The organism is Streptomyces microflavus, assembly GCF_014650075.1.
Lineage (GTDB): Bacteria > Actinomycetota > Actinomycetes > Streptomycetales > Streptomycetaceae > Streptomyces > Streptomyces microflavus.
This window is the reverse complement of the sequence record NZ_BMUG01000011.1, coordinates 75,423-100,683: the sequence shown is the minus strand read 5'-3', so window position 1 is coordinate 100,683 and position 25,261 is coordinate 75,423. Positions and strand designations below refer to the sequence as shown.

Annotated in this window: 20 protein-coding genes; 8 read left to right on the top strand and 12 right to left on the bottom strand. The window is 70.9% G+C overall.

The features are described from left to right. Positions 1-191 precede the first annotated feature (191 nt). Positions 192-407 carry a DUF6243 family protein gene (locus tag IE264_RS29135; RefSeq protein ID WP_015607612.1) on the top strand — a complete coding sequence of 72 codons (216 nt, stop codon included), beginning with the start codon at positions 192-194 and terminating at the stop codon, positions 405-407. A 233-nt stretch (positions 408-640) separates the two neighbouring features. Here the strand turns inward: IE264_RS29135 and IE264_RS29130 are convergent, their stop codons facing one another. Together IE264_RS29130 and IE264_RS29125 are read right to left on the bottom strand one after the other, a co-directional pair. After that, positions 641-1,225 (bottom strand): DinB family protein, encoded by a 585-nt coding sequence (locus IE264_RS29130; RefSeq protein ID WP_032758298.1) that lies wholly within the window; start codon positions 1,223-1,225, stop codon positions 641-643. A 209-nt stretch (positions 1,226-1,434) separates the two neighbouring features. Next, positions 1,435-1,812 (bottom strand): hypothetical protein, encoded by a 378-nt coding sequence (locus IE264_RS29125; protein ID WP_032758430.1) that lies wholly within the window; start codon positions 1,810-1,812, stop codon positions 1,435-1,437. Between the two features lie 86 nt (positions 1,813-1,898). On the opposite strand from IE264_RS29125, the gene IE264_RS29120 reads away from it, so the two are divergent. After that, positions 1,899-2,282, top strand: a complete 384-nt coding sequence (locus IE264_RS29120; RefSeq protein ID WP_229887835.1) for a hypothetical protein — start codon at positions 1,899-1,901, stop codon at positions 2,280-2,282. A gap of 156 nt (positions 2,283-2,438) precedes the next feature. Beyond that, the gene (locus IE264_RS29115; protein WP_032758297.1) at positions 2,439-3,503 is read left to right on the top strand and encodes a lytic polysaccharide monooxygenase auxiliary activity family 9 protein; all 1,065 of its coding nucleotides are present in this window, start codon (positions 2,439-2,441) and stop codon (positions 3,501-3,503) included. 82 nt (positions 3,504-3,585) lie between these two features. Here IE264_RS29115 and IE264_RS29110 read toward each other — a convergent pair whose 3' ends face one another. From IE264_RS29110 to IE264_RS29100, 3 genes are all read right to left on the bottom strand, one after another. Beyond that, a complete protein-coding gene (locus IE264_RS29110; RefSeq protein ID WP_015607621.1) occupies positions 3,586-4,479 on the bottom strand; it encodes an esterase/lipase family protein in 894 nt (297 codons plus the stop codon). Positions 4,480-4,656: 177 nt separating this feature from the next. Next, positions 4,657-5,658: a DNA polymerase Y family protein gene (locus tag IE264_RS29105; RefSeq protein WP_032758295.1), complete on the bottom strand. Its 1,002-nt coding sequence runs from the start codon at positions 5,656-5,658 to the stop codon at positions 4,657-4,659. Continuing rightward, positions 5,655-9,194 carry a DNA polymerase III subunit alpha gene (locus IE264_RS29100; protein WP_032758294.1) on the bottom strand — a complete coding sequence of 1,180 codons (3,540 nt, stop codon included), beginning with the start codon at positions 9,192-9,194 and terminating at the stop codon, positions 5,655-5,657. The genes IE264_RS29105 and IE264_RS29100 overlap by 4 nt, the downstream gene beginning before the upstream one ends. A 182-nt stretch (positions 9,195-9,376) precedes the next feature. Between IE264_RS29100 and IE264_RS29095 the strand changes: the two genes are divergently transcribed. From IE264_RS29095 to IE264_RS29085, 3 genes are all read left to right on the top strand, one after another. Next, on the top strand, positions 9,377-10,453 hold the full coding sequence (locus IE264_RS29095) for a membrane protein (RefSeq protein WP_032758293.1): 1,077 nt from the start codon (positions 9,377-9,379) through the stop codon (positions 10,451-10,453). 228 nt (positions 10,454-10,681) lie between these two features. Then, a complete protein-coding gene (locus IE264_RS29090) occupies positions 10,682-11,185 on the top strand; it encodes a phospholipase (protein WP_032758292.1) in 504 nt (167 codons plus the stop codon). A gap of 126 nt (positions 11,186-11,311) precedes the next feature. Continuing rightward, positions 11,312-11,857, top strand: coding sequence for a hypothetical protein (locus tag IE264_RS29085; protein WP_229887833.1), 546 nt, complete (start codon positions 11,312-11,314; stop codon positions 11,855-11,857). Positions 11,858-11,933: 76 nt separating this feature from the next. Here IE264_RS29085 and IE264_RS29080 read toward each other — a convergent pair whose 3' ends face one another. Then, positions 11,934-13,019, bottom strand: coding sequence for a S1 family peptidase (locus IE264_RS29080; RefSeq protein ID WP_032758290.1), 1,086 nt, complete (start codon positions 13,017-13,019; stop codon positions 11,934-11,936). Positions 13,020-13,500: 481 nt separating this feature from the next. Between IE264_RS29080 and IE264_RS29075 the strand changes: the two genes are divergently transcribed. Further along, positions 13,501-14,409, top strand: a complete 909-nt coding sequence (locus IE264_RS29075; protein ID WP_032758289.1) for an alpha/beta fold hydrolase — start codon at positions 13,501-13,503, stop codon at positions 14,407-14,409. Positions 14,410-14,451: 42 nt separating this feature from the next. Here the strand turns inward: IE264_RS29075 and fxsT are convergent, their stop codons facing one another. The 4 genes from fxsT to fxsA all read right to left on the bottom strand — a co-directional run bounded on the left by fxsT (position 14,452) and on the right by fxsA (position 22,325). Continuing rightward, entirely contained in the window at positions 14,452-18,387 is a 3,936-nt protein-coding gene (fxsT, locus tag IE264_RS29070) for an FxSxx-COOH system tetratricopeptide repeat protein (protein WP_015607629.1), read from the bottom strand. Then, positions 18,384-19,730 carry an FxsC protein gene (gene fsxC, locus IE264_RS29065; RefSeq protein ID WP_229887831.1) on the bottom strand — a complete coding sequence of 449 codons (1,347 nt, stop codon included), beginning with the start codon at positions 19,728-19,730 and terminating at the stop codon, positions 18,384-18,386. The genes fxsT and fsxC overlap by 4 nt, the downstream gene beginning before the upstream one ends. A gap of 111 nt (positions 19,731-19,841) precedes the next feature. Then, complete coding sequence (gene fxsBH / locus IE264_RS29060) at positions 19,842-22,157, bottom strand: radical SAM/SPASM protein FxsBH, inactivated beta-hydroxylase extension form (protein ID WP_078657515.1); 2,316 nt, start codon at positions 22,155-22,157, stop codon at positions 19,842-19,844. 51 nt (positions 22,158-22,208) lie between these two features. Then, a complete protein-coding gene (gene fxsA, locus IE264_RS29055; protein ID WP_099127303.1) occupies positions 22,209-22,325 on the bottom strand; it encodes an FxSxx-COOH cyclophane-containing RiPP peptide in 117 nt (38 codons plus the stop codon). Positions 22,326-22,587: 262 nt separating this feature from the next. On the opposite strand from fxsA, the gene IE264_RS29050 reads away from it, so the two are divergent. Then, positions 22,588-23,517, top strand: a complete 930-nt coding sequence (locus IE264_RS29050; protein ID WP_032758286.1) for a DUF4231 domain-containing protein — start codon at positions 22,588-22,590, stop codon at positions 23,515-23,517. Between the two features lie 18 nt (positions 23,518-23,535). Here the strand turns inward: IE264_RS29050 and IE264_RS29045 are convergent, their stop codons facing one another. Together IE264_RS29045 and IE264_RS29040 are read right to left on the bottom strand one after the other, a co-directional pair. Beyond that, on the bottom strand, positions 23,536-24,015 hold the full coding sequence (locus IE264_RS29045) for a hypothetical protein (RefSeq protein ID WP_032758285.1): 480 nt from the start codon (positions 24,013-24,015) through the stop codon (positions 23,536-23,538). A 213-nt stretch (positions 24,016-24,228) separates the two neighbouring features. Then, complete coding sequence (locus IE264_RS29040) at positions 24,229-25,128, bottom strand: S1 family peptidase (protein WP_032758284.1); 900 nt, start codon at positions 25,126-25,128, stop codon at positions 24,229-24,231. Positions 25,129-25,261: the final 133 nt, after the last annotated feature.

Genomic DNA, 25,261 nt, shown 5'->3' with positions numbered 1-25,261 from the left:
CGGTCGACAGCGAGGCGGCGAGGGGGTTGGTGTGCGAGGCCGACGGAACCGGGTAACGTCTTTGTCATATTCTTCCAGACGCCGATTTACGAGTGAGAGCGTGATGGGCCTCTGCTGACGTCCTACGGCGTCGCCGCCCGTCCCCCACCGATGAATCCGTAGATCACTTCACATCATTACCGGGAGAACCCGTGACCGTGAGCAAGAACATCAACAACCCCGTGGGCATGGGCGGCGGCCAGCGCAAGAAGCTGTCCCGCGCCGAACGCCAGAACAACGGCCCCCACCGCAACCTCGACCGCCAGGGTGCGGCCGACCAGAAGGCGGAGCTGGTGCGCAAGATGCGCGAGAAGGCAAACGCGGCCAAGGGCACCGGGCAGACGGGCGACGACACCGCCCAGAGCTAACGCGCCGCCGCCGCAGGGCGGCACCGCCCGCACGGGGCAGGGCCCGGACCGCGACACGCGGGTCCGGGCCCTGCTGCCGTACCGGGCACGGCCGGTCCTGCTCGGCTCCCGGCCGTAACTGATCTTCGAACCGAGCAACGAGAGGGAGGGTCTGGCAAACAGCTGGGTTCGCTCGGCGCGTACCCCTGCTAGACCCAGGCGCGCAGTGACAGGCCTCCCACCTCAGCGCCTTCTTAAGCCTCTACCGGTGCGGCCGACCTGGCAGCCTGCTCGATCTTCGCGCAGTGGGCCGCACGGGCTTCCCCGTCGATCTGCTTCTCGTGTTCGGCGCGCAACCCGGTCCGACCGTCGAGGCCCTCGCGCAGGATGTCGGCGTGCCCGGCATGCCGGATGGACTCGCCCAGGACATGGACCATGATGGCGAACAGGTTGGTGTTGAGATAAGGCTCCGGCCACCACGGCACGTGGCCGGGGGCGTCGAGGGGAAGCTCGTTGATCGTCGCGTCCGAGTGTTCCCATGTGCGCCGGTAGAACCCGATGATCTGATCGCGGGTCTCGTCCTCGGCCGCCCACAGATCGCTGCCGTCGGAGTCCTGCCACCGGGGCAGCGGTTCCGGGAAAGGGCGGTCGAAGGCCTCGCCGAAGTACCTGGCCTCGACGGTGGCCACGTGTTTGACCAGGCCGAGGAGGTTGGTCCCGGTCGCTGTCAACGGCCGGCGGGCGTCGTAATCGGACAAGCCGTCGAGTTTCCAGAGCAGCGCCTTGCGGTCCCGCCGCAGTCTCCCGTGCAGGTTGTCCTTCGCGAATTCATCGATCATGCGGCATGAGCCTGGCATGGGCTCCTCGTGGTCTCAAGATCGGGTATGTGGTCCGCAACGACCGACAGAGTCGAGGCCTGGCCATGGCCGCCGCCTTGGCCTGCCACAAGAAGCTCGCGAAACTTGCCACGTGAGACACCCTCTACGAGGCGCCCCATGGCGGTGTCCCGTAACTGCGGGAGCGTGAGACCTACCCTCGCTGCGCGGCATCAGAGGAAGAGAAGTTCGACGTCTTTCGCGATACAGAGACGCATAACAACCGCCAGCTGTCGAGCCGCATCGATGTGTGTCCGAGGGACGCCTGCCTCACTTCGCCACCGGTCGGCGATCGCCTCGATCCGGGGCAGGAGCACGGCGCATTCGGTGGGGGAAAGCTCGCCCCCACCGTCATCGGGGCGATCGAGGAGTCGCTCCAGGGAGGTTGAGACATCACTCCAGGGCCGGTCTCCGCCGAAGCCCCACATCTCGCCGAGATCGACCCCCTCGGCGCGCGCCAGCTCCCGTCGGAACTCGGCGAAGCCGCTGTAGGACCAGCCGACATCCGGACTGCTCGTGTCTCCGTCTCCCGCGAACAGAATAAGCCCCACGTCGCTCTCCCCCAGATCGTCGAATACGCAAGGATCAGCCGGAACCAACAACGACTGCAACCGAGATGATTCAGCGGTGGCCGGCTGTGATCACGCCGTCGGAGCCGTCCCGGACACTCCTGCTGCTGTCCGATGATGGTCGCGTGAACAGAGCTGATGAGCGCGAAGCCCTCGTGTCCCACTTGTGGCAGGAACACATGCGCGCACCGTTTCCCGCCGGACTGGCCGGCGCGGAGCGAGCAGGCATCGACCTCGTCCTCCTCGACGCCGACATCGCCGGGTGTGTATCCAGTTGGCGAAACAACGGCGGTTCTCTCGACGGAGAGCGTCACAGAATCCTGCACCGCCGCGTCACCGACCTGGACCGGATCCTGCCGTTGCTCGGCGCAGCAGAAGATCCCCCTTACTGGCGTCGGCTGCACCAGCTGGCGCGCCTCGCATCCGAAGCCGGTCCACGACCCGCCAAATGAAACGACGGCTTAGCCGCACCTTAAAGCGACCATAAGGATCCCCTCCCCTGCGTCCCAGCAGGCGTTTTCGTCCTTTCGAGCGGCTAGCTTGCTGATCGCCGGGACGGATTCGGTCCCGGCGTCCCACCGTTGTGCCGCTCCGAAGGAGAACCCTCCATGACCGCTCGTCGCAAGGCCGCCGGGATCGTCGCCCTCGGCTTCGCACCGTTCGCGCTGGCCGGACTCGCCGCCACTCCGGCGCTCGCCCACGGTTCGCTGACCGACCCGGTGAGCCGGGTGTCCGCGTGCTTCGCGGAGGGGCCGGAGAGCCCGGTGTCGGCGGCGTGCAAGGCGGCGGTGGCGGCGGGTGGGACGCAGGCGCTGTACGACTGGAACGGGGTCAATATCGCCAACGCGGCCGGCAAGCACCGTGAGTTGATTCCGGACGGCAAGCTGTGCAGCGCGGCCAACGACAAGTTCAAGGGGCTCGACCTGCCGCGCGCCGACTGGCCGGCCTCCCCCGTGAAGGCGGGCAAGCACACCTTCAAGTTCCGTGCCACGGCCCCGCACAAGGGCTCCTTCGAGCTGTACCTGACCAAGCCGGGCTATGACCCGACCAAGCCGCTGGCCTGGTCGGACCTGGAGGCCAAGCCCTTCGCCCAGGCCACCGACCCGGCGCTGGTGGACGGTTCGTATGTCTTCGACGGGACCATCCCGGACGGTGCGGGGCGGCAGCTGATCTACACGGTGTGGCAGCGCTCTGACTCCCCCGAGGCGTTCTACGCGTGCTCCGATGTGGTCTTCGGCGGCGGGTCGGCGGGGACCGGTGGCGCGGGCGGCGGTGGTCAGGAGGAGAAGCCCGCGGGTGAGGCGCCGAAGAACGAGGAAAGTGCCCCCGCGCCTGCCCCCTCCGCCCCCTCCGAGGACGCGATCACCGAGGGCGCCGAGAAGTCCTCCGTCGAGCACAACGGGCACGGTGACGACGACGCCGGCACGGGGGCCAAGGTCAACGCCGCCGCTCCTGCCGCCCCGGCCGCCGAGCCCGAGGCCGACGCGGAGCAGGGCAACGCGCCGCAGGCCAACGCCGCCGGTCAGGAGGATGTGCTCGCCGAGACCGGTGGTTCGAGCAGCAGCACCTATCTCGCGATGGGCGGTGCCGCCGTGCTCGCCGTCGGTGCGGCCGTGCTGTTCTCCTCGCAGCGCCGCCGGGCCACCGCCTCCGGTGGCCGGCACAGCCGATGAACCACGCGTAAGTGACGAACACGGGCCGAGGTCACCGTCCGCCCCACCGGACAGTGGCCTCGGCCCCGTCGTGCGTTGCGCGTCAGCCGACCACTGAGGAGCACGTGGTCGGCGTGGCGCGTGCCGGGTCCAGCGCGTTCGCCACCTCGTGGAAGGCGATCCGGTCGATGGTCCCGATCGCCACGTGCTCGGACAGGTCGAGCGGGCACAGGTCCTGGAGCAGGACGTTGCGTACGTTCGGTCCGTCCAGGTACTGCGTGCGGTACGGGGTCACCACCTGGTCGTACTTGGTGGCGATGACCGTGTAGCGGACCCCGGGGACGGTGTCGCCGCCCGCGGTGAGCTTGGTGATGAAGGGGGACCCCGCGACCTGGTCGGCGAGGCCGGGGGTCTTGTCGCTGATGAACTTGTCGACGCCGGGGAAGTACGGCAGCAGCTTGGTGAGGCCGAGCAGCGTGGTGCCGTGGTTGTCCGGGGCGAGGCCGATGAGGGCGTTGACCTTGGGGGCGCCGCCCAGGAATTTCAGGTAGTAGTTCGGCATCATGCCGCCCTGGGAGTGGCCGACGATGTCGGCCTTCGGTGCCCCGGTGGAGGCGAGCACCTTGTCGACGAACACGTCGAGCTGTTCGGCGGACTTGTCGATGGGGCCGAGGCCGTGGAAGAACGGCACGCCGGGGAGCTGGCCGTAGTCGAGGGAGAAGACGCAGTAGCCCCGGTTGACCAGGTAGGGGGCGAGGAACAGCCAGTTGTCGACCGAGTTCCCGAAGGTTCCGTGGACCAGGACGACGGGGCGGGGATGGGCGGCGGAGGGCTTGCAGGAGTAGTCGTTCCAGCCACGGGAGGTGGCCGCCGCGGCGGAGGGGGCAGCTGCGGTCGCGGTCGCGGTGGGGGCGACCAGGAGGGTGACGGCCAGGAGGAAGGCGGCGAATACGCTGCGCGTGCGTGGGGTGCGCGCAGCACGGAACCAGGGCAGCATCGAGTGGTCTCCTTGCGGCTCAAGGGAGGTGCGATGGCGGTGCGCCCTGTGGCCCGGACCACAAGCTTTGTGTGCTCATGCCAAATTACGCATGAGTAAGGTTGGGTGGGAAGTTACGCGTCGGTAAAAAATGGCGCGGCCTCACCGTAGATCGGGTAGCCGCGTCAACCACGTGATTCAGGCCGCGAGTCCGGCCGGCTTCACCGCACCGGGTCCGAACCTCTCCCGCAGCCGGTCCGCCACCTCCTCGATCCGGCGCGACCGCTCGTCCGCCGGGTCGAAGGTGAGCTGGCGGGAGGCCCGGCCGGCGTCGGCCAGCCCCTCCGCGCGCAGCGCGATCCCCCGCACCCGGGCCCGCTGGAGCCCGAAGGACTCGTGGATCCGGTAGGCGAGCGCGGTGAGCGCGGCCGAGTGCGCGGTGGGCTCCCCCAGCGTCCGGCTCCGGGTCAGCGTCGCGTAACCGGTCCGGTCCGCGTACCGCACCGACACCGCGAGCGACCGGCACACCTGCCCCTCGCCCCGCAGCCGCGCCCCCAGCTCCTCGGTGAGCGAGAGGAGGGCACGGCGGTGCTGCTCGGGGGCCAGTTCGTCGCGCGGGAAGGAGCGTTCGGCGGCGAGCGAGCGGGCGGCGGCGTTCGGGACGACCCGCGTACGGTCGATGCCCCGCGCCCGTTCCCACAGCTCACGCCCGGTCCGTACGCCGGTGATCCGCTGGAGGGTGGCCAGGGGTGCGGCGGCGATCCGGCCGACGGAGTCGAGCCCGTATCCGCACAGGGTGCGGGCCGTGGCAGCCCCGACGCCGTCCAGGGCGGCGGCCGGGAGCGGCGCGAGGAAGGCCGCCTCCTCGCCCCGGCCCACCACGAAGGTGGTCCCGGGCGCCACCCGCCGGGCCGCCATCCGGGCCACCATGGGGTTGGCCCCCGCCCCGATCGCGCAGTCCACGCCGTGCAGGGCGAGCGCCCGGACCCGGATCACCGAGGCGAGGTCCCCCACGTCCCGGCCGAAGTAGCGCAGCGCGCCGCCCACATCGGCGAGCGCCCCGTCGGGCGGTGCGGCCTCGACGACCGGGGTGAACGCGCCGAGCAGGGCGAGCAGCCCGGTGTAGCCGGCGCTGTCGGGGGGCCCGCCCGCGGTCCTGCGGAACCGCAGGTACAGGACGCCTCCTGATGTCTCCGTCATCCCGCGCTCCCTGGTGACTGGTGCCACAACTTCCTTCCGGTGGGCGTCCCTTCGCCGGGTGGCTGAAGGTCGGCCCAGGGGTTCATCTCGTAACCGGTCTCCATCCGTATACGACGTCCGGGCCCGGGCGCCTCCTCAACCGCGTCCTTCTCCGGCTCCTCCTCCGCCAGGCGCGCCGCGACCGCGTCGAGCCCTCCGGTCCGCCGCAGTTCGGCCAGTTCGGCCAGGTTCCAGGCGGCCGCGCCCACCACGCTCAGGCTGCGCGCGCCGCGCCGCTGCACCACCCCGCGCACCAGCAGCAGCCAGGAGTGGAAGACGGTGTGCGCGCAGGCGGCGTGGCTGTCCTCGAAGAACGCCAGGTCGGCCAGGCCGCTGCCGTCGTCCAGGGTGGTGAAGACGACCCGGCGGCCGGAGCGGATCGGCGGCGTCTGGGTGGCCACCTTGGCCCCGGCGACCAGCACGGTCTCGCCGTGCCGGGCCTCGCGCAGCCGCTTGGCGGAGACCACGCCCAGCTCGTCCAGGAAGGCCTGGTGATCCCCCATCAGATGGCGGGAGACATCCATGCTCAGCACCCCGAGCTCGGCGCTCAGCCGCTCCGCCTCGTTGAGGTCGGGCAGCCCGACGGAGGCCGTGCGGTGTCCGTCGCCCAGCGGGAGCTGGGCTCCCCGGGCGCCGGAGCCGGAGCTCCGGTGGGCGCGGTGGAGTTCGGAGAGGTGCAGCAGCAGATCGCGGCGGTTGGCGCCGAAGGCGTCCAACGCGCCTACCTGCGCGAGCCGTTCGGCGACCGGGCGGCCTGGGCGGGCCCGCTGCCAGAAGTCCATCAGCGAGGTGTACGGCTGCCCGTCCTCGATCCGGGCGGCCTCGGCCTCGCTGATGCCGTGGACGTCGGAGAGTGCGAGCCGCAGCCCCCAGGAACCCTCCCCCTTCCCCTCATCAGACACCAGTTCGATTCGGTGAGCGACCGCCGACCGGTTCACATCCAGCGGCAGCACCGGCACCCCGCGCCGCCGGGCGTCCGCGAGCAGCAGCCGCTTCGGGTACATCCCGGGGTCGTGCGTGAGCAGACCGGCGTAGAAGGCGGCCGGGTGGTGCGCCTTGAGCCAGGCCGACTGGTACGTCGGTACGGCGAACGCGACGGCGTGCGCCTTGCAGAAGCCATAGCTGCCGAACGCCTCGATGATCTTCCAGGTACGGGCGATCACCTCGTCGTCGTACCCCCTGGCCGCCGCGCGCCGCGCGAACCAGACCTTGATCAGCCCCTGCGACTCGGGGTGGGAGAGCCCGCGCCGCACCCGGTCGGCCTCGCCCCGGCCGCAGCCGGTCATGATGGCGACCATCTCGATGATCTGCTCGTGGAAGACGACCACGCCGTAGGTGCCGCTCAGCGGTTCTTCCAGGTCGGGGTGAGGGTAGCGGACCGGCGCGCGGCCGTGCCGGGCCTCGATGAACGGCCGCACCATGTCGGCGGCGACCGGCCCCGGCCGGAACAGCGAGATGTCGACGACCAGGTCGTGGAAGGTGGCGGGCTGGAGCCTGCCGACCAGGTCGCGCTGGCCGGGCGACTCGATCTGGAAGCAGCCCAGCGTCTCGGCGGTCCTGATCAGGCGGTACGTCTCCGGGTCGTCCGGCGGTACGGCGTCGAGGTCGACGTCCGCGCCCGAGGCACGTTTCACCTCGGCGACGGCGTGCGCCATCGCCGACTGCATCCGTACGCCCAGCACATCGAGTTTGAGCAGCCCGAGGTCCTCCACGTCCTCCTTGTCGAACTGCGCCATCGGGAAGCCCTCGCCGCTGGTGGGCATCACCGGCGTACGGTCCATCAGCCCGGCGTCCGAGAGCAGCACCCCGCACGGGTGCATGGCGATACCGCGCGGCAGCGCGTCCAGCCCCTCCACCAGCTCCCAGAGCCGCCCGTACCTGTCCTGGTTCCGCGCGACCTCCTTCAGCTCGGGCAGCTCCTCCATCGCGGCGCGTGCGTCCCGGGCCCGGATGTGCGGGAACGCCTTGGCGAGCCGGTCGGTCTCGGCCGGGTCCATCGAGAGCGCGGCCCCGACGTCCCGGATGGCGTGGCGCACCCGGTAGGTCTCGGGCATGGCGACGGTGGCGACGCGTTCGGGTCCGAAGCGTTCGATGATCCGGCGGTAGACGTCGAGTCGGCGGGCCGATTCGACGTCGATGTCGATGTCGGGCAGCACGAAGCGGCGCTTGGACAGGAAGCGTTCCATGAGCAGCCCGTGCTCGACGGGGTCGGCGTGGGCGATACCGAGGAGGTGGTTGACCAGGGAGCCGGCCCCCGAGCCGCGCGCGGCGACCCGGATGCCCATCTCCCGTACGTCGTCCACCACTTGAGCCACCGTCAGGAAGTACGTGGCGAAGTTGTGGTGGGCGATGATGTCCAGCTCCCGGTGCATCCGTTCCCAGTAGGCGGGGTTACGGTCGTGGCCGCGCAGCACCATCCCGGCGGCGGCCCGGGAGGCGAGCACCCGCTGGGCGGTACGCCGGCCGGCGCCGACCAGGTGCGGCTCGGGGAAGTGGACGCCGCCCACGCCGATGTCGGCTGCGGGGTCGACCCGGCAGGCCTCGGCGGTGTGCCGGGTCTCCGCCAGCAGCCGGGCCGCGGCGCCCTGCCCGAGACCGGCGGCGGAGGCGATCCGTTCGGCGGTCTCCCGCATCGCGTCCTCGCCCTTGAGCCAGCGCTCACCGCTGTCCAGGGGCGAGCGGCGCGGGTCGACGGGGACGAGCCTGCGGGCGGAGTCGAGCACGTCGGCGATCGGGCCCTGGCCCGGGTCCGCGTACCGCACGGCGTTGGTCAGCACCGCCCGTACGCCCTGTCCGGCGGCGAAGCCGAGGGTACGGGCGGCCAGCCGCAGCGATCCGGGACCGGTGCCCGGGCGGCCGTGGTGGACGGCTTCGAGGCGCAGGCCGTCGCCGTACATCTCCCGCCAGGGCGCGAGCAGTGCGGCGGCCCGGTCGGGGCGGCCCGCGGCGAGCGCCCGGCCCACCTCGGATGCGGGCCCGAGCAGCACGGTCAGCCCGTCGGCGGGCAGCGCGGCCCGGCCGACCAGGGGCGGCCCGGTGACACCGGACGGCCCGAACCCACCGAGCGGCCCGGACCCGCCGAGCGGCCCGGACCCTTCGAGCGGGCCGACGGCGCCCCGGGCATGGGCGGCGGTGACGAGCCGGCACAGCTCGGCCCAGCCGCGTGCGCCGTCCCGGGCCAGGAAGGTGACCCGGGGCGCGGATTCATCGACAAAGGCGCCGCCCCGCGCAGGGGTGCGCGGGCGCACGACAGCCCGGCTCGCTCCCTCCGCGTACGAGGCCACCGCGAGGTCCACCCCGAAGAGCGGCCGGACCTCGGCCCCCTCCTCCTGGCAGGCCTTGGCGAAGCGGACCGCTCCCGCGAGGGTGTCGCGGTCGGTCAGCGCGAGGGCGTCCATCCCCCGCCCGGCGGCCCGCTCGGCGAGCCGCTCGGGGTGCGAGGCCCCGTACCGCAGGGAGAACCCCGAAGCGGTATGGAGATGCGTGAAACCGGACATCCGCACCTCCTGAACCGTTCCGACCGTTCCGTCACTCACCACCCCCGTTCTCCACCATAGACCAATCTTCGAACACTCGTACGATATGCAGTGTGGGGAGCACCACGCCCGCCGCGCCCATCGCCTACGCCGTTCGGCCCGCCCCGCCTGCGCGAACACCGCACTGCCCGGACGGTGGGGGCATGACTTTCGTCGATGAGCTGAAGAACGCCGTCACCCCACGGGCCGCCCTGCTCGTCATCGGCGTACTCGGACTGCAGCTGCTGTTCATCGCGTCCTACGTCGGGGCGCTGCACAAGCCGAAGCCGACGGATGTCGCCTTCGGGGTGGTGGCCCCGCAGCAGATGTCCCAGCAGCTCGTCACCCAGCTCGACGGGCTCCCCGGCGGACCGCTGGACCCCCGCGCGGTGAGCAGCGCGGCCGAGGCGCGTGAGCAGATCATGAACCGCGACATCGACGGAGCCCTGATCGTCTCGTCGGAAGGCCGCACCGACACCCTGCTGGTCGCCTCCGGCGGCGGGACCGTCCTGTCCAGCGCCCTGGAGCAGATCCTCACCCAGGTCGAGGGCTCCCAGCAGCGAGCGGTACGGACCGTGGACGTGGCACCGGCCTCCGCCGACGACTTCGACGGGCTCTCGTCCTTCTACCTGGTGGTCGGCTGGTGCGTGGGCGGCTACCTCTGCGCCTCGATCCTGGCGATCAGCGCCGGCACCAAGCCCGCCAACCGGCAGCGCGCGCTGATCCGGACCGCGGTGATGGCGGTGTACGCGATCGCGGGCGGCATCGGCGGCGCGATCATCATCGGCCCGATCCTCGGCGCCCTGCCGGGCAGCTTCTGGGGCCTGGCCGGTCTCGGGGCCCTGGTCGTCTTCTCGGTCGGCATGATCACGCTCGCCCTGGAGGCCCTCACCGGCATCGTCGGCATCGGCCTGGCCGTGCTGATCATCGTCATCGCGGGCAACCCGAGCGCGGGCGGCGCCTTCCCGCTGCCGATGCTCCCGGACTTCTGGCGGGCGATCGGCCCGGCCCTCCCGCCGGGGGCGGGCACCTGGGTGGCCCGCTCGATCGCCTACTTCCGGGGCAACGCGGTCACCGGCCCGCTGCTGGTGCTCTCCGCCTGGGCGGTCGTGGGTACGGCGCTGACCCTGCTGCTGTCGATGCGGCACCGGCCGGGAGCGGACCGGGCGGACACCTCGGGCACGGCCACGGCCACCACCGATGCTCCGGCACCGGGCACCGGCGGGTCGACGGCAGCCTGAAGGCCCCCGCCCCTCCCCCTCCTCCCCCTCCTCCGATTCCTCCGTGATGATCCGTCGGACGGGGCCGCCCTGATGGCGGCCCCGTCCGACGTTCACCCCAATTCCTGATGTCGGGTCGGCGAGACGGCTAGGCATGGCAGGTACATGACGACATTCTGGAGCGGCCTCGTACCACCCAGACGAGGAGCACGGCCAGGACAACTCCTTTCACCCCCACGGAGGTCACTCATGCGTCGTCGATCCATGGCTCCGCTCGCCGCAGCCGCAGTCGCCCTGTCGCTCCCGCTCACCCTGATCACCGCCGCTTCCGCCTCGGCGGCCCCGTCCGACAAGCCCCAGGTGCTCAGCTCCTGGACCCAGACGAGTGCCTCCAGCTACAACGCCTGGAACGCCGCCCGCAACAACCAGGGCGCCTGGTCCGCGTACGGCTTCGACTGGTCGACGGACTACTGCAGCAGCTCCCCCGACAACCCGTTCGGCTTCCCCTTCCAGACCGCCTGCGCCCGCCACGACTTCGGTTACCGGAACCACAAGGCCGCCGGCACGTTCTCCGCCAACAAGGCCCGCGTCGACTCCGCCTTCTACGAGGACCTCAAGCGCGTGTGCGCCGCCTACTCCGGCGCGAAGCGGACGTCGTGCAACAGCACGGCCTGGACCTACTACCACGCCGTGGACATCTTCGGCATCGCCCCGGCCGGGGCGGACTCCCGCCGCCTGGCCCAGGCAGCCTGACCGCCACCGCCCCTTCGGGCCCGGGCCGCACAGCGCGGTCCGGGCCCCCCTTGACGGCCCGCCCCGGGGGTCCGAGTGTGTTCGTTCACCGGGGAGTTGATCCGGGTCGTACGGACAGGGGGAGAGATGAACACGGGGACCGTGGCGTTACTGGTGGCCGTGGTGGGGGTGGCGGGCACCCTGCTGGCGCCGGTCACCACCGCATGGGTGAGCTCGCGCTCCCGCCGCCAGGAGTTCGAGCTCCAGCAGCGCTCCGAGCTCACCAAACGGCACATGGACGACGAGCAGGCGAACCTGGAACGCCTGCGCGACACCTACGTCGCCCTGAACTCCGGTGCCCGGCGGTATCGGTTCCGGATGATGGAAGACCTCTACGCCATCCGTTCCGGGACGGCCCCGGACCCCGCGACGGAGGTCGCCCGCGTCGAGTTCCAGGACACCTACGCCAAGGCCCAGATGCTCGTCCCCGACGACGTCCTGCGGCGGTGCCAAGCGGTACGGGTGGCACTGGCCGACGCCAGAAAGCTCCTGATTCCGCTGGCCGGGGACGCCGGGGACGATCAGCAGAAGTGGCAGGAGGCCCATACGTTCCTGATGGAGATGTGGGAGGCGATCCTGGCGATGCAGCGCGCCATGCGCCAGGACCTCGGCATCTCGACGACGGAGTCGTGAGGGACGGCGGCCGGGACGGGAAAGGCCCCCGGCGGACCGGGGGCCTTTCCTTGCTGCCGTGTGGCGCGGTGTTGTGTCAGCCGATCTCGGCCCCGTAGGCGGCGAGCGCCTCGGGAACCGGCTGGAAGAAGGTCGTGCCGCCCGAGGAGCAGTCGCCGCTGCCGCCCGAGGTCAGGCCGAGCGCGGTGTCGCCCGCGAAGAGGGCGCCGCCGCTGTCGCCCGGTTCGGCGCAGACCGTCGTCTGGATGAGGCCGTTGACGATGTCGCCGTTGCCGTAGTTGACGGTGGCGTTCAGCGCGGTGACCTCACCGTCGTGCACCTGGGTGGTGGAGCCGCTGCGGGTGACCGCCTGGCCGACCGTCGCGTCGCCCGCCTGGGTGATCGCCTGGGTGGAGCCGTTGTAGAGGTTGACCTCGCTCGGGTGCGCGATGTCCGAGGTGTACTTGACCAGGCCGTAGTCGTTCTCGGGGAAGCTGGAGCCCTCGTTCGCCCCGATCTCCGAGCCGCCCTGGGTGTCCGACCAGCTGGTGACCGACTCGGTGCAGTGGCCGGCGGTCAGGAAGTACGGCTCGCCGTCCTTGACCACGTTGAAGCCGAGCGAGCAGCGGGAGCCGGAGCCCCAGATCGCGTCGCCGCCCGCGATCAGCGGCTTGAACTCGCCCGCGGTCTTGTTCAGTTCGGCCTTGCCGCCGAGGCCCTCGACCACGGCCGAGAGCTTCTTCCAGGCCGCGCCGTCGACCGTGCTGTCGGCGGTGACGAGGACCTTGTTGGTCACCGGGTCGACGGCCCAGGAGGTGCCCGGGATCGTCGCCTTGTCGGTGAGGGTCTGCCGGGCCGACTTCAGCTCGGCGAGGGAGTGCTCCACGACTCTGGCCTTGCCGCCCGCCTGGCGGACCTGCTCGGCGGCGGTCTCGTCGACGACGTTCACGACGAGGGCCTTCGTCTTCGTGTCGTAGTACGAGCCGGCCGCGTCCGCGCCCAGGTTCCGGTCGAGCGTGGTGGCCAGCTTTCCGGCCGCGTCCGCGCTGAGCGTCTTGACCGTGAACTGCGGCACTTCATCGCTGGCGTTCGCAGTCTGGAACGTGAATCCCGCTACGACCAGGGCGACGACGGCCGATCCGGCCACCGTCGCGCGCTTCCTGGATATGCGTCGATGCTTCAACTTCAACCTCCTGTGGGGCCGCGCACGGAGCAAGTGGGCTGCCCGTACACGGAGGATGGGGCGCCCACTATTCCGAGGCGGTGAAACGCACACAAGGTCGACTTCCAGACGTGCACACGACACCGACGCTTCACCCGCGCCACGTTCACTTACCCACGGTCATGCCATGTCGGTTCCGTTCGCGAACACCCGGTGCAACCGGTGACGGCCCCTGGGTGAGGACTAGTCCTGTCCGGTATTCGCCCCTGCGGGTCCGGATGTTGTACGCACCCGTCCGGATGGAGACGGAAATCGTCCGCCGCGAACACCTCGGGACCTTCACAGTTCCTGCCGCCGGAAAGCCGCCGGAAAGCTGGCGGAGAGCCGCCGAAAGGCCGCCGAACAGTCGGCCAAGAGTCGACAAGGAGTCCCGGTAACTCACCTGATGGGTCATCATCGAGAAGGCAGCACACGCCGGGGGGACCGAGCTGAGGAGGCGCTGGTGCGCAATCGGGTGCGCGCGGCGGACGGACGGCATCTGACGGTGGAGCGGCTGGGGGACCCCCGGGGCAGACCGGTGTTCCTGCTCCACGGGACGCCGGGCAGCCGGCTCGGGCCCGCGCCCCGCGGCATGGTCCTCTATCAGCGCCGTACGCAGCTGATCACCTACGACCGCCCGGGGTACGGCGGCAGCGACCGGCAGGAGGGCCGCCGGGTCAGCGATGTCGTCGAGGACGTCCGGGCGATCGCCGACTCGCTGGGGCTGGAGCGGTTCGCCGTCGTGGGCCGCTCCGGCGGGGCCCCGCACGCGCTGGCGTGCGCGGCGCTGCTGCCCGAGCGGGTCACCCGTACCGCCGCCCTGGTCACGCTGGCCCCCTGGGGTGCGGCCGGTCTCGACTGGTTCGACGGGATGGCTGCGTCCAATGTGCTCGCGTACTCCACGGCCGCCGCCGATCCGGTCTCCCTCGCGGAGTCCTTCATCATCCGCTCGGCGCAGATCCGGCGGGACCCGGTCCGGCTCCTGGACGATCTGCGCCGGGAGCTGACCGACTCCGACCGGATGGTGGTCAACGACGCGGGGATCCGGTCCATGCTGCTGCGCAACTACAGCGAGGGGCTGCGCACTTCGGCGTACGGCTGGATCGACGACGCCATCGCGTTCTGCAGCCCCTGGGGGTTCGACCCGGCCGACATCACCGGCCGGGTGCTGCTCTGGCACGGGGTGAAGGACGTGTTCTCGCCCGTGGGCCACTCCCGCTGGCTCGCCGGGCAGATCCCGGGCGCCACCGCCGTACTGGAACCGGCGGCGGCGCACTTCGACGCGCTCTCCGTACTCCCCCGCATCCTCAACTGGCTGCTGGACGAGCGGGAGCCCCCGGGCGAACCGCTGCCCGCCACGGCACCGGGGTGACCGGGCGGCCGGGCCCACCGCGGTGGGCCCGGCCGCCCGCCCTCACACCGCCAGCGGTTCCAGCTCGCGCCGGAAGCGCCGCTCGTCGCGGGCGATCTGCGTCAGCGGGTGCTCGTCACCGAGCTGCCGGGACAGCTCGCCCAGCAGCTCGGCCCGCAGCTGCACCGCCTCCTCCTCGCGCCCCATCGCGTCCAGCGTGACCGCCATGTTCGAGATCATCGCCAGGGTCTCGGGGTGGTGGGCCCCCAGCGCCACCCTCAGCTGCGTCGCCAGCCGCTGCTCCGTCTCCAGCACCAGGGGCAGATCGCCGCGGTCCGCCGTGGCGTTGGCCAGGTTCATGACGCAGAAGAGCGTGTTCGGGTGTTCCCGGCCGAACCGCTCCCGCATCGAGGCCACCACCAGCGTCAGGATCTTCTCCGACCGCTCAGCCTCCCCGGTCCCCGAGAGGTAGACGCCCAGGTTGTTCTGGGCCGCCAGGGTGTACGGGTGCTTCTCCCCCGGCACCTTCATGTACTGGTCCACCACCTCCTGGGCGGTGTCCCTGGCCTGGACCGCCTCCCCCGCGGCGAACAGGTCGGCCGCCAGGTTGAGGTCGCAGGCCAGCGAATCGGGGTTGGCGGAGGTGTACTTCGCCCGGTACCGGGCGCGGGTGGCGACCGTCAGCCGGTGGGCGTCCTCGAACCGCCCGGCCCGCCGCAGCGACACCGCCAGGCTCTTGGCCGCGCTCAGCGTCGTCGGGTAGGTGCGGCCGAGCGTCTCCTTGAAGCTCTCGTAGGTGCGGCTCAGGAGGCCCACGGAGTCCTCGTACCGCCCCACCTCCCGCAGGTCGCGGGCGAGGTTCATGGCGGAGGAGAGGGAGTAGGGGTGCTTCGCGCCGAGCACCTCGGTGCGCCGGTCGTAGACGTCCTGGTCGATCTCGCGGGCCCGCGCGTACTGGCCGATGCTGCGGAGGTTCAGGGCCAGGTTGTTGGCGGCCGCCAGGGTCCTGGGGTGCGAGTCGTGGAAGATCTGGCTGAAGCCGTCGTGGGCCTCGGTGGCCAGCTCGATGGCCCGGCCGTAGTCCCCGAGCAGCCCCAGGTCGATCGCCAGGCTGCTGGTGGTCATGTACGTGTGCGGATGCTCGGCGCCGAGCACCTCCCGCTGCCGGCGCAGGGTGAACTCGTCGAGCTCCTTGGCCTCCACGTACCGCCCGCGGGTGCGCAGGATGTTGGAAAGGTGGAAGCAGAGGTAGAGGTACTGCAGGTCGCGCTCGCCCAGCATCTCCAGCCAGGTCTGCCGCAGCTCCTCCCCCAGCGACCCCGCGGTCCTGACGTCCCCGCGCTTCCACAGGTAGCGGACCCGGTCGATGAGGAGCCTGCGGGTCTCCGGCTCCTTGCAGTGGCGGGCGTCGGAGGGGCCCAGGTGCGGCCAGATCGTGGCGAAGCGCGGCCAGGTCTCCGGGTTGTCGATCGGCTCGTCGTCGTCGGGCCGGGCGCCGGCCAGGATGCGGTGGACGACGTGCCGCGCCTCGCGCTGCTCCTCCTCGGTGAGCTGGGCCTTGATCACCGCCTGGACGAGGCGGTGCACCTGGATGGAGTTGGAGACCTGGTCGACCTTGGCGAGGGCGAACCGGCCGATCTCCCGGATGACCCGGCCCAGCACCAGCTTCTCCTGGAGCGAGGAGTCGTACGGCTTCAGCGCCTCGATCATCTCCTTGCTGTAGAGGAGGTTGGCGGAGATCGGCTCGGGGGCGAAGAAGGCGCAGAGCTGGAGGAGGCGCACCGCGGCGGGCGAGCGTTCCTTGAGCCGGGCGATGGAGATGTTCCAGGTCGCTGCGACCGGTTGCGGGTAGCCGACGGGCTGGTTGAGGGCGAGGACCTGGGGCGCCTGCCGGCCGAGCTGTTCGAGGTAGGTGTCGATGGGGGTGGCGGTCTCCGCGATCCAGGCCGCCGCCTGCTCGACGGCGAGCGGCAGGTCGCCCACGGCTGTGGCCACCTGGTCGGCGTCCTCGTCGCTCAGCCCCGGGGCCCGGCGCTGGAGGTGCTCGATCGACTCCTCCCGGAGGAAGACGTCGACGGGGAGGGCGTCCCCGTGCTGGGACCAGCTCTGGTTGCGCGAGGTCACCAGGATGTGACCGGAGCCGCCCTGCGGGAAGTGGCGGCGCAGCGTCTCGGGGTCGTCGGCGTTGTCGAAGACCAGCAGCCAGCGGTCCGAGGGCACCCCGCGCCGCAGCAGGTCGACGGCCTCCTGGGACGCGGCGGCCATGTCCTCGCCGCCCTGGGCGCCGAGCCGGACGGCGAGTTCGGCGAGCGCGGCGACCACGTCGTCGCCCTGCTCGGACGATATCCACCAGACCAGGTCGTAGTCGGCCATGAAGCGGTGCACGTACTCCAGGGCGACCTGGGTCTTGCCGACGCCGCCGAGTCCGTACAGGGTCTGGGGCTGCGGCAGGACGACGGCCATGCCGCCGCCGAGCTGGTCGCGCATCCGCTCCAGGACGAGGGAGCGGCCGGTGAATCCCGGGTTGCGGGGCGGTACGTTCCAGATCCTGGGGACGGTGCCGGGGAAGCGCGGTCCGGGCGAGACCCCGTCGGCGGGCTGCACCGGCCGGTCCAGGGCGCGCATCAGGGCGGTGGTGGCGTGCACCTCGTCCAGCCGGAAGAGGTCGACCGGGTTGCGGTCGATGTAGGGGGCGGACAGGCGTACGTCCCCGACGCGCAGTGGCAGCAGCTGGCGTCGGCCGCCGCCCGGGTCCTCGGCGACCGCCCGTTCCCACAGTTCGACCGCGCGCTGGGACTTGAGGTAGGCGCTGGAGAGGAGCACCACGGTACGGGCGGCGGTCTCGGCGGTGAGTGCCGCCGGTTCCCGCTCGGTCCGCTCGGCGGAGACGTCGCGGGGGACGACGCGGAAGCCGGCCCGGGTGAGGACCGATTCGATCCAGTCGGCCCACATCCGGTTCTCCGCCACATAGCTGAGGAAGAGGTCGGCGGGCAGGGCGGGCCTGCGCCGGGTGAAGGCGTCACGGATCCGCAGGCGTACCTCTTCGCCGACGGGGGGCATCGAGGTGATCTCGCGGCCGGTGATGACCGCGGTGAGCCGTTCGAAGGCGGAGAGGAGGGAGTTGGTGAGGCCCGCCTCGTCGCCGAAGGTGGCGAGCGTCTCCTCGTAGGCGTAGTAGGGGCGGTAGGGGATCTCCACCGCGCCCCAGTAGGCGGTGAGTTCGTCGCCGGACAGGTCACGGGGCAGCCGGTCGAACTTGAGCCGGGCCAGCGCCCGTCCGGCGTCCGCCTTCTCCTTCTCGCCCTCGTCGATGCGCATCGGGACGGGGAAGATGGAGATGGGGCGGCCGGTGTAGCGCTCGGCGATCTGGCGGGCGACCGAGGCGGCGCCGTCGATGGACTGGTCGCTGAGGGTGAAGCAGTCGACGAGGATGTCGGGGAGGTGGACGGTGCAGATGTCGGCGATGTCGCTGAGGCCGGTCCGGCTGTCGATGAGGACGTAGTCGTAGTTGGCCTTCATGTCCTCGCGCAGCGCGTCGAAGAAGTGGCCGCCGCCGAGCCGGTCGTAGAAGTTGTCCCAGTCGAAGGTGGAGACGGTCGCGGAGTACTCGCGGTTCTGCCGTCCGGCGGAGACGAAGTCGAGGGTGCCGCCCTGCGGGAACTCCCAGCCGAGCGCCTCCGGGGTCAGCGAGACGGCGTGCGGCTGGATACGGGCGTAGTCCCGGTGCCAGTCCTCCGCGCGTTCGGCGGGGCTGGTCGCGGCCCAGGCGTACTCGGTGATCAGGTCGATCACGCCGGTGGTGGCGCCGAGGGTGGCGGGTTCGAGGAAGGGGTGGAAGAACCGGTGGAGTCCGGGTGCCTCCAGGTCCCAGTCGACGGCCAGCACCCGTTTGCCGTTGGCGGCGAGGATCCAGGCGGTGTTGGCCAGGGCCATGGTGCGCCCCGTGCCGCCCTTGTACGAGTAGAAGGTGACGATGCGCCCGTCACGACCGGCACTCATAGGTCCTCCGCTTCCGTCGCAGGGTCGTGCGGGTCCGGTGTGTAGCTGGTGCTGCCCATGGGGCCCGTGAGCCGGGTCCGTTCGCCGTGTCCGCCGCCGGTGACCGGCGGGTAGGCCGTCGCGTGCTTCAGATACTGCTGGGCGGCCACCTCGACGACCTGGGGCAGGATCTGGCCGAACGCCTCCATCGTCGGCACCCCTCGGGCGGCGGCGCGGCAGAAGGTCCGGCCGTGGCGCATCTTGGCCGGCATGGTCGCTTCGAGCTTCTCGGTCAGTTCGGCCTCGGCCGCCCGGCTCTGGTGGTCCTCGCGGCTCCACGGCACGACCATGGTCACCCAGGGCCGGTTCTCGGCGTCGAAGGCGGCCAGTCTGCGCCTGCGGTCCTCGTCCTGGAGGGCCCAGCGGTCGACGAGGAGGATCTCGGGGGTGCTGGGCGGCGCCTTGCCCTCGGGTCTGCCGGACTCCTCGTCGAACGAGGTGATGCGGGCCTGGTAGTTGAGCGAGCGCACCAGCTCCTCGGCGACATAGGCCAGGGGGCGGGCGGCGGCCGGGTGGTAGGGGTTCCAGTCCTGCGGGTGGTCGCCGTAGTAGTCGCTGTTGCGCCCGTCGGGCAGGTCGTGGCGGGTGGGTGCGGCGATGGTGATCTGCATCGGCCGGGGGGCGCCCACCCCGCTGCTCACGGAGCCGAAGGCGCTGGGTGCGAGGCGGTAGTCGACGGGCCTGCCGGTGTCGATACGGACGGTGTCGGCGACGCGGACGATGCGTTTGGCCAGTTCGTAGACGGCCCGTTCGTATTCCTGGGCGAAGAGTCTGAGCTTGATGAGGCCGTAGAGGCCGTCGGTGACGTACCGCTCCCCGAAGTCGCGGTGGTTGAACTGTAACCGCTCGGCGGATCCAGGGAGTTGGCTCGGCGGGACCGGTACCCACAGGGCCGGGACGATCGCCTCGGCGGGCTGGTTCGAGCGGGCCCGGTGGTGGATGGCGCGCTGCTCGAAGGCGTGCCACTCCTTGCCGCACATCTCGCTGGCGAAGTAGCGCGGCGAGAAGAGCGGGACGAAGACCCGGCAGGTGGCGAGGGTTTCGCCGAGCCGTTCCGACCAGCCCTCTCCGGAGCGTATCTCGCGGTCCATGAAGCCCGCGGACGCGCCTGCGGGGAGGTCGGTCATGGCCATCACATGACCGCACAGGTCACGGAAAAGCCGTTCGCCCCACATATCGGGGTCGGTTCCGCTGCCGTATCCCGGAGTGTGCGCGTAACTCAGAAAGAAGTACGGTCGATGGTCCGCCGCTCGCTGCTGCGTCGATGCGTGCACACGACCCCCGTCCTGTGTGAGCACTCGCATCCGAGGATTGGGAAAGGAATGCGAGCGAATTCATCATTCCGGAGCGGACTGCACTCCACCCCCCTGCCGTTCGGTCATTGAACGCTATTTTTCAGTCAACCGTGCCCGTGTTCACCGCACTGCGGTGCGCTCCGTATCGGTCTTGCAACCGTTCCTCCCGGATGTCCCGTGTGTACCGTTGATCTCTTTGCGCATCCCGGCGAGCAATTGTTTTCCGTCGACGGTCGTTTCGGCCGCTTCTTCGATCATGTCGAGCGCTTGCGGTACCCCGGCGAGGAACCGTGGTGCGAAGAGGCCGAGCCCGACCCGCTCATAGGTCTCCGACAGCAGCCGGGAGAACGGAACGGGCTCCTCCTGCCAGGGCATCCGATGATCCCAGGAACCGTCCGAGGCGTACAGGTCCGTGACCTCGGCCAGCGCCCGCAGTTTCGCCCGGCGGAACCCGCGCAGCAGCGCCGGGGCCAGGTCGTGGGCATCGCTCCCGGCCACGATGCCGAGCGCCCCGTACCCATGGCGCCCCACCTGGACCGCCTCGCCCGCCTCGCCCGCCTCGCCCCCGGTGAGCGGGGTGAGCGTGGTGAGCGTGGTGAGTACGGCGGCCGCCTCGGCCGCCTGGTCCGGGACGGTCTCCGCCAGCAGCTCCCAGGCCTGGGCGAGGGCGGCGGACCAGGCGTCGGCGGCCTGCGGTCCGAGCCGGTCGGCGGCGGGCGTGTCGAAGCAGGTGCGGTAGGGATCGAGATCGTCCCGTACGCATACGGGTTCGGGGCCCGGCCCTCCGGCCGCCCCGAGGACACGTACGGGCGACCAGTGCGGCCCATCCCCCGCGCCGCGCGCGATGTGCAGCACGCCCCCTTCGGTGTGGACGGCGAACCCCTCGCCGTCGGCGCGCACCAGAGCGGTGCCCTGCTCCCCCGGCCCGCCGACCCGGACCGCTCCGAGGGTGGGCAGGAAGAGGAGGCCGTCGCGGTGGACGACCGGGACGGCCGGGCCGAGCCCGGCGTGCACGGCTGCGGCGGCCACCGAGGCGGCGAGCCGCTCCACCGGGGGGCCCTGCACCGGCCGGCCGGCCCGTACCGCTTCGAGGGTGTCGAGCAGCCAGGTGCGGGTGTAGGGGTGGGCGAGGACCCGGTCGAGCCCCGCCTGCCCGGCCGGGTCGCTCTCGACCTCGGCGGCCAGCGCCCAGGCCGTCTCCCAGATCTCCCCGCCGCTGCCGTCGAGGCTGTCGTGGAGGACGGCGAGCAGGGTGCGGGTCAGATCCTGCTGGGCGGCGAGCAGTTCGTACGGGTCACGGACGGCGGGCGCTTCGGTGGCGGCGGCCGTCCTCTCCTCGATGCCCCGGATCAGCGCGGCCAGATCGGCGCAGTAGACGGAGGGGTTGTCGAAGCCGCCCGGTGAGCGGTAGCGGTGGGTGTAGAGCCCGCCGCCGCACGACCGTACGACGGGGCAGCGGCGGCAGGTCTCGCTGACGCCGGCCAGGCCGAGCTGGCGGGCCCGGACCCCGGGGTGCGCCGCGACCTCGTCGAAGCTGTGGGTGAAGACATCGAATCCGGTGGCCGCGGCACCCTCGTAGGCGCTCTTGAGGGAGTCCACCTGCTCCAGCTGACCATCGGTCTCCACGACGACCAGGTCGGTGGGGGCGAGTCCGAGGGACTCGGTGAGGCTGGGGCCGCCGCCCAGGGTGGAGAGCACCGAGGAGAAGAGGCGGACCGGAACCGGCCGCCCCTGTTCCTGCCAGCGGTCGAAGATGGTGAGGAGCCACTCGGCGTACGCGGTGGGGGATCCGTCCGGGCGTGGCGGCGGCTCGTCCCAGGTGGCGTGCGGGAGGAGGAAGTCGATGAGCGGCGGGTCGAGTTCGGTGAGCGCGTCGAGGACCGCGACCGGGTCGTTGGCGATGTCGATCGTGCACAGGAGGCCGAGATCGAGGTGGCGGTAGCGCTCCTGGCGGAGCAGTTCCACGGCCTTGAGGACCAGGGGGTGGCTGCTGCGCCCGTCGGCGTAGCGGCGGTGGCGGTCGTTGGCGGTGCGGTCGCCGTCGAGGGAGATGCCCACCTTGACGTCGAACTCGTCGAACAGGTCGAGGTAACGGGGGCTCAGCTGGAGGCCGTTGGTGTGGATGCGGAGATCCAGTTCGGCGATGCCCGCGAGGGCCGAGGAGAACTCCTCGCAGACGCGGCGCAGTCGGACCGGTCCTGCCAGCAGTGGCTCCCCTCCGTGCAGGATCACTGACACGGAGGGCAGGGCGTGGGTCCTGGCGTGCTCCGCCAGGCGTTGAGCCGTCCGGGAAATAACATGGTCAGAGATTGCTTTGGGCCGGGTTCGCCAGCTCTGATCAGCATGTTCGTAGACATAACAATGGTCGCAGGCCAGATCGCACCTGCTGTGAACCTTCAGAACGATTTCGCGGAATGGGACCGCGGGTCCTGTCATTCCACCAGTCTAGTGCAGCGTTCCGCACCGGAATCCGACGGTGCGGGCGCCTCAGAGAGCCGAGTTGAAGGTGGAAATCCGAGGGGGGCGACCGGCGGCCGTGGGGATCACTCGCGCAAGCTTCCGAGCAGCGGAGCCACCGGAAATGTCGATCTTGGCGAGCGGCACACGGCTCTTCTTCGCATCAGCGAAGAGAGGGGATGATTCGTAGGTCTTCACGGCCGTCCTAGGGGGGCTCGTTCCGGTCAGGGGGACAACACCGGCAGTTGCACCATTGCAGTGCCTGGCGGCACGACTTTACTCTCATGACCTAGGTGTGCAACTCGTGTCGCACCCTCGTAAGCCGAGTGACATACGGGACTGCTCCAAATGGTTCGGAATCTTTCATTCCGACAACGGAACCCCGACTACATGGGATACGGGAGTGAACATGACGGCGATTCCCGGACCTCTCCAGAGCATGGTCTTCAGGAACGCCGACCTGCCCGCGCTCTTCCACCGCACGGACGCCGTCGCGGTGGCCCGCCAGCGCGAGGCCGTGAACACCACCCGCGTCCAGTTGGCACTGCTCGTGGCGGGCACGGTGCCCGCGGCGCTCCCGTGGCACGCCGAGGAGACCCTCGCGGTGCAACTCCTCTACGGGGCGGCCGTGTTGGCGTACCTGGGTGTCCTGTTCACGACGTACCTCTCCTCCCGCCGCAAAGCAAAGTCGCACTGGCAACTCAACCGCTCCGCAGCGGAGTTCATCAAGTCCCTCTGCTGGCGGTACGCGGTCCACGGTTCGCCCTTCGAGACCGCGGCTCCGCACCCCGAGGCGCTCTTCGCCAACCGGCTGGAGGAAGGGCTCCAGGAACTGCGCAAGGTGGGCTGGGCCGATCCGCGCGAGGCGATGACGGACAACGGCGGCACGGTCATCACGGAATCCATGCGCGCGTTACGGGACAGGGCCTTCACCGTACGCAAGGAGACCTATGTACGGGACCGGCTCATCGAGCAGCGTCGGTGGTACCGCAGACGGCGGCTGGTCTCCCGGCGCGGCGCGCTCGTCTGGTCCGGGGCGATCGTCGCGCTGACCCTGCCGGCGCTGGCGCTGAGCGTGCTGCAGACCTTCGGAGTGGGGCGCTCGCTCGGGCTGACCGGGGTGCTGTCCGCGGCCGGCGCGGCCTGTCTCGCCTGGAACGAGCTGCGCCGCCACCACCCGCTGATCTCGGCGCACTCCCTGGTGGAGGACGATCTGGAGTCGATGCAGGCGGCGATGGAGACCACGCTCACCGAGCGGCAGTGGCCGGTGGCGGTCTTCGAGACCGAGCGGATCGTCTCGCCGGAGCACACCGACTGGCTGGTGCGGCACCGGACCTGACGCGCCCTTCCCTCGGGCTCAGCCCCGCTCCACCCCGTCCCGCCAGATGACGGTGACCGGGCGGCCCAGCGTCCGGGCGTACGTCACGATGTCGCCCGTGCCGCCGAGGCCCCGGGCCGGGCGGCCGTCCCAGACGGCCAGCAGCCGGTCGCAGTGGTCGGCGATGTAGGCGCCCGCCGCGTAGTAGGCCTCGTCGGTGGAGTGCGGGAAGTCCAGCCGGACCTCCCGGGCGGCGCGGGACTTGAGCAGCCGGTAGCGGGCCAGGTCGGCGGCGTTCTCGAAGCAGGCCTCGTAGTCGCCGCTGGGGATCACCACCGTCAGCTCGGCACCGCAGGTGAGGGCGAGGTCGGCGAAGAGCTGGTCCGCGCCGACCGCCAGGCTGGAGAGCGCCTGCGTGGCGCCGTCGAGTCCGCACAGGGCCGCGCGCAGCCCGGCGAGCACATGGGCCTGGGCCCCGTCGGGGATGGACCGGTGACCGGTGATTCCGATGCGATTCACGGACCTGGAACCCCCTGGTGTCGGCGCTACCCGTGCGACCGGTCGTGGCGACATCCTCTCAAGAGCCGGGGGGCGTACGGGAGCCCCCGTCCGGAATTCCGGACGGGGGCTCGTATGTACGGACAGCTCCGGGCGTGGCCGCTACGTCGGCCGGGGGGATCCGGTGCGCCGGAGGGTGCCCCGGTGCGCCGGCCGGACGACCCGGTGCGCCTGTCAGTAGACGCTGACGCCGTACGCGTTCAGGGCTTCGACGACCGGCTGGAAGAAGGTCGTGCCGCCGGAGGAGCAGTTGCCGCTGCCGCCGGAGGTGAGACCGATCGCCCGGGTGCCGGAGTAGAGCGGGCCGCCGGAGTCGCCGGGCTCGGCGCACACGTTGGTGCGGATCATGCCGTAGACGACGTCGCCGCCGCCGTAGTTGACGGTGGCGTTGAGGCCGGTGACCGATCCGCTGTGGGTGCCGGTGGTGGAGCCGCGGCGGGTGACGGCCATCCCGTTGGTGGCGTTGGCGGCACTGGTGATGTCCTGGCTGCCGACCGTGCCGTCCTTGGCGATGGTGGTGTTCGTGTAGCGCACGATGCCGTAGTCGTTGTTCGGGAAGCTGGAGCCGGACGTCGTGCCGAGCACCGTGGTGCGGGCGGAGTTCGCCCACCAGGTGGTCGCGCCGTCGGTGCAGTGACCGGCGGTCAGGAAGTAGTAGGTGGAGCCGCTGCGGACGTTGAAGCCCAGCGAGCAGCGTCCGGTGCTGGAGTAGATCGCGTCGCCGCCGGAGATCAGCTTGGTGAACTTCCCGGGCGTGCGCTCGATCTTGAGGGCGGAGGCGTTGGCGCCGGCCGCCTTCTTGATCTGTGCGATCTCCGCCTGCGTGACCGTGCTGTCCACGGTGACGAGGAGGCGGTTGGTCTTCGGGTCGATGTTCCAGGCGGTGCCCGCGATGTCGGCGCCGAGTACGGCGTCGCTCGCGGACGTCAGCTGGGTGGCGCTGAACGTACCGGTGGGTTCGGCACTGGCGGTGGGGACGGTGAACGCCGCGACGGCGGCGAGTCCGGCGAGAACGGCCGTGGTACGGACGCGTCTCGCCTGGTTGCGGCGGGGGTTGGTGCGCTTGATCCTCACTTCGGGTTCCTCCGAGGGGAATCGGGGGCCCTCCTGTGGGGTGGCGGGCCCGTGAGGCGCAGTCGGGGGCCTGTCCGGATTCCGGAGTTGCCGTGCCCCTGACAATCGCTGACGGGAGTATCGAGGGGTGCGT

Excerpts from the sequence above, each read along its gene's own strand:
- IE264_RS29110 (WP_015607621.1), bottom strand. The coding sequence starts at position 4,479 with ATGCTGCCCTGGTTCCGTGCTGCGCGCACCCCACGCACGCGCAGCGTA.
- IE264_RS29105 (WP_032758295.1), bottom strand. The coding sequence starts at position 5,658 with ATGACGGAGACATCAGGAGGCGTCCTGTACCTGCGGTTCCGCAGGACC.
- fsxC (WP_229887831.1), bottom strand. The coding sequence starts at position 19,730 with ATGCGAGTGCTCACACAGGACGGGGGTCGTGTGCACGCATCGACGCAG.
- fxsT (WP_015607629.1), bottom strand. The coding sequence starts at position 18,387 with ATGAGTGCCGGTCGTGACGGGCGCATCGTCACCTTCTACTCGTACAAG.
- fxsBH (WP_078657515.1), bottom strand. The coding sequence starts at position 22,157 with ATGACAGGACCCGCGGTCCCATTCCGCGAAATCGTTCTGAAGGTTCAC.
- IE264_RS29115 (WP_032758297.1), top strand. The coding sequence starts at position 2,439 with ATGACCGCTCGTCGCAAGGCCGCCGGGATCGTCGCCCTCGGCTTCGCA.
- IE264_RS29095 (WP_032758293.1), top strand. The coding sequence starts at position 9,377 with ATGACTTTCGTCGATGAGCTGAAGAACGCCGTCACCCCACGGGCCGCC.
- IE264_RS29130 (WP_032758298.1), bottom strand. The coding sequence starts at position 1,225 with ATGATCGATGAATTCGCGAAGGACAACCTGCACGGGAGACTGCGGCGG.
- IE264_RS29085 (WP_229887833.1), top strand. The coding sequence starts at position 11,312 with ATGAACACGGGGACCGTGGCGTTACTGGTGGCCGTGGTGGGGGTGGCG.
- IE264_RS29100 (WP_032758294.1), bottom strand. The coding sequence starts at position 9,194 with ATGTCCGGTTTCACGCATCTCCATACCGCTTCGGGGTTCTCCCTGCGG.
- IE264_RS29090 (WP_032758292.1), top strand. The coding sequence starts at position 10,682 with ATGCGTCGTCGATCCATGGCTCCGCTCGCCGCAGCCGCAGTCGCCCTG.
- IE264_RS29050 (WP_032758286.1), top strand. The coding sequence starts at position 22,588 with ATGACGGCGATTCCCGGACCTCTCCAGAGCATGGTCTTCAGGAACGCC.